Annotated in this window: 3 protein-coding genes; 2 read left to right on the plus strand and 1 reads right to left on the minus strand. The window is 51.0% G+C overall.

Annotation, left to right across the window (positions count from 1 at the left end):
- Positions 1-1,322 (minus strand): L-carnitine/gamma-butyrobetaine antiporter (gene caiT / locus FDX01_RS02675; RefSeq protein ID WP_249360841.1); only part of this gene is annotated, 1,322 nt, incomplete at its 3' end.
- Between the two features lie 481 nt (positions 1,323-1,803).
- On the opposite strand from caiT, the gene FDX01_RS02680 reads away from it, so the two are divergent.
- A complete protein-coding gene (locus FDX01_RS02680; protein ID WP_137362026.1) occupies positions 1,804-2,574 on the plus strand; it encodes an electron transfer flavoprotein FixA in 771 nt (256 codons plus the stop codon).
- A 15-nt stretch (positions 2,575-2,589) separates the two neighbouring features.
- Positions 2,590-3,531 (plus strand): electron transfer flavoprotein subunit alpha/FixB family protein, encoded by a 942-nt coding sequence (locus FDX01_RS02685; protein ID WP_137399177.1) that lies wholly within the window; start codon positions 2,590-2,592, stop codon positions 3,529-3,531.
- Positions 3,532-3,560 lie beyond the last annotated feature (29 nt).

Here is a 3,560-nt window from a genome sequence, read left to right on the forward strand (position 1 = left end):
CCGTCGCGAACTTCGCGGCAGGTGGACATCGCCAGGGTGTAAGAGCAGGCGTTAATCAGCGTGACGGTGGCAATAAAGCAGAGGATAAAGAATCCCCACATGGTGGCGGTGCTGAACGGCAATGCGGCCCAGGTTTCGATGATGGCGCGCGCCACGCCGTGTTGCTCAATCAGTTGTGGGATGTTGACAATATTTTTATCCATCAACAGCAGCGTGTTGCTGCCAAAGACCGTCCACAGGATCCAGGTGGAAGCAGTCAGACCCAGTACCATGCCGAAGCACAGTTCACGTACGGTACGGCCGCGAGAAATACGTGCGAGGAAGATGCTCATCTGGATGGCGTAAATCACCCACCATGCCCAGTAGAAGACAGTCCAGCCCTGCGGGAAGCCGCCTTTACCGATAGCGTCGGTATAGAACAGCATGCGCGGTAAATACATCATCAGCATGCCGACGGAGTCGGTGAAGTAGTTCATGATGAAGCTGGCACCGCTGACGATAAACACCCAGCCCAGCATCAGGAAACTCAGGTAGCTACGAATGTCGCTGGCGATCTTCACCCCTTTTTGCAGACCACAGGCCACGCAAATGGCGTTCAGAATGATCCAGCAGGTAATGATGATGGCGTCTAATTGCAGGGTATGCGGAATGCCGAACAGATACTGGATACACTCGGTCACCAGCGGTGTAGCCAGACCGAGGCTGGTCCCCATCGCGAAGATCAGCGCGACCAGATAGAAGTTATCGACGATGGTGCCGAATAACCCTTTCGCGTGTTTCTCGCCAACTAACGGTACCAGTGTGGAGCTGGGACGGATGACGTCCATCTTGCGCACAAAGAAGAAGTAGGCGAAGGCCACAGAAAGGAAGCTATAGGTTGCCCACGGCAGCGGCCCCCAGTGGAACAGGCTGTACGCCAGACCGAGTTCTTTCGCGCCGGTAGAATTAGGAGCGAGAGCAAAGGGCGGGGTGGAGATATAGTAGTAAATCTCTATTGACCCCCAGAACAGCACGGCAGCCGATGTACAGGAGGCGAACATCATAAATATCCAGCTGGTGGTGCTAAACTCCGGTTTTTCATCACCTAATTTCTTTTTGGCATACGGGCCAAAGACCAACCAGAACCAGCCGAACAGCATGATCACCATGTACCATTCAAATGCCCAGCCCCAGACATTGGTGACGTAACTGAATACCGCATTAATAACCACATTCGCGGCATCAAGATCTCTTACTGTTAGCCAACAAAGTATTCCGACAATTATTAATGGCGGAAAAAAAACCTTTGGTTCTATTCCCGATTTCTTCTTTTCATTTTTCATAAGTGAATTCCAGTGTGAAAACGAAATTTATTTAGCGTTCCCGATTGTGCTGTTTTGTATATTTATTATTAATAATTTGTTGATAACTATTTAACCTCTGGGGCGCCTCTGTGAGTAACTCATAATGGGTATTCGTTAGCGGTGGTTCTGTTATGTCTGTCACACTTTTTTATGCTGGCTATTTTGTTGGTTTTTTTGTTATTTATTGTTTTAAATCAGTATGTTGATGTTGGTTTTTTAAGTTTTATAAGTCGTTGTCTTTCAATATTGTTGAACCAGCAAACAATATTGAAAACTTTCATGTTTGACAGGTGATTTTCAATATTGTTGAGATGCATAACACTATTGAAAGTTACGAATATGAATGTGTGACATTTTCAATATTGGTGATTAATGTTTTATTTCCGAATTAAAGAGCGTGATATCTGTATTTAACACAGCCGATATGAATAACGTTTCCTTCATGATTTCTGGAGATGCAATGAAGATAATTACTTGCTACAAATGCGTGCCTGACGAACAGGATATTGCGATTAATAATGCTGATGGTTCGCTGGATCTCAGCAAGGCTGATGCCAAAATCAGTCAGTACGACCTGAATGCGATTGAGGCTGCTTGCCAGTTAAAACAGCAGCTGGGAGAGGCTCAGGTTGTTGCACTGAGCGTGGGTGGCAAAGCGTTGACCAATGCTAAAGGGCGCAAAGATGTGCTTTCTCGCGGTCCGGATGAGCTGATCGTGGTGATTGACGATCAATTCGAACAGGCGCTGCCTCAGCAGACGGCGACAGCACTGGCTGCCGCGGCACAAAAATCCGGTTTTGATCTGATTATCTGCGGTGATGGATCTTCCGATCTTTATGCCCAGCAGGTCGGTCTGCTGGTGGGCGAAGCATTGAATATCCCGGCGATTAACGGTGTGAGCAAGATCCTCTCACTGGCGGATAACACCCTCACGGTAGAACGCGAGCTGGAAGATGAAATTGAAACTCTGAGCATCCCGCTGCCAGCGGTGATTGCGGTCTCTACCGACATCAACACCCCACAAATCCCTTCCATGAAAGCCATTCTTGGCGCGGCGAAAAAACCGGTTCAGGTCTGGTCGCCAGCGGATATTGCGCTAAATAGCGTGGATGTGTATTCCGCCCAACAGGTTGCTGCACCGAAGCAACGCGAGCGTCAGCGCGTTGTGATTGAAGGTGACGGTGAAGAACAGATTGCCGCGTTTGTCGAGAACCTGCGCAAAATCATTTAATTATCAGGGGATGTTATGAACAAGTTTTCCAGTGTCTGGGTATTCAGCGATACCCCTTCTCGTCTGCCGGAGCTGATGAATGGTGCGCAGGCTTTAGGTGAGTCAATCAACACGTTCGTACTGAGCGAGGCTGACAGTGCGGCAGCAATCCAGCTGGGCGCCAACCATGTCTGGCTGCTCAGCGGTAAACCCGATGACCGTATGATCGAAGATTATGCGGATGTGATGGCCCAGACCATTCGTCAGCACAGTGAAGGTGGCGCGGTACTGCTGCCGAATACTCGTCGCGGCAAACTGCTGGCAGCAAAGCTGGGCTTTCGTTTGTCGGCTGCGGTGTCTAACGATGCCAGCTCGGTGACGTTGCAGGACGGCAATGTGGCGGTCAAACATATGGTGTATGGCGGTCTGGCAATGGGGGCGGAAACCATCGCCTCGCCATTTGCGGTGATCACGCTCAGCAGCGGAACGTTTGACGCGATGCAGCCAGAGGCATCCCGCATCGGTGAGAAGCATGAGGTGCAGTGGCAGGCTCCGGCCGTCGCGGTCACCCGTACCGCCACGCAAGCGCGCAAGAGCAACAGCGTCGATCTCGACAAAGCGCGACTGGTGGTCAGCGTGGGACGCGGTATTGGCAGCAAAGAGAATATCTCGCTGGCGGAAGCGCTGTGCCAGGCCATGGGCGCTGAGCTGGCTTGCTCCCGTCCGGTGGCTGAAAACGAGAAGTGGATGGAGCACGAACGCTACGTTGGGATCTCCAACTTGATGCTCAAGCCCGACCTGTATCTGGCGGTGGGGATCTCCGGGCAGATCCAGCACATGGTTGGCGCGAACGGCGCACAGACGATTTTTGCCATCAATAAAGATAAGAATGCCCCGATTTTCCAGTACGCCGACTTTGGCATCGTTGGCGATGCGCTGAAGATCCTGCCTGCGCTGACGGCCGCATTAGCGCGCTAAACCATTCCGGGCAGAGTACGAAAGTACTC

The sequence above is a fragment of the Citrobacter sp. wls613 genome, assembly GCF_005281195.1.
GTDB classification, from domain to species: domain Bacteria; phylum Pseudomonadota; class Gammaproteobacteria; order Enterobacterales; family Enterobacteriaceae; genus Citrobacter; species Citrobacter gillenii.

What these genes read in the sequence shown, in the direction of transcription:
- FDX01_RS02685 (WP_137399177.1), top strand. Translation starts at nt 2,590, where the DNA reads ATGAACAAGTTTTCCAGTGTCTGGGTATTCAGCGATACCCCTTCTCGT.
- FDX01_RS02680 (WP_137362026.1), top strand. Translation starts at nt 1,804, where the DNA reads ATGAAGATAATTACTTGCTACAAATGCGTGCCTGACGAACAGGATATT.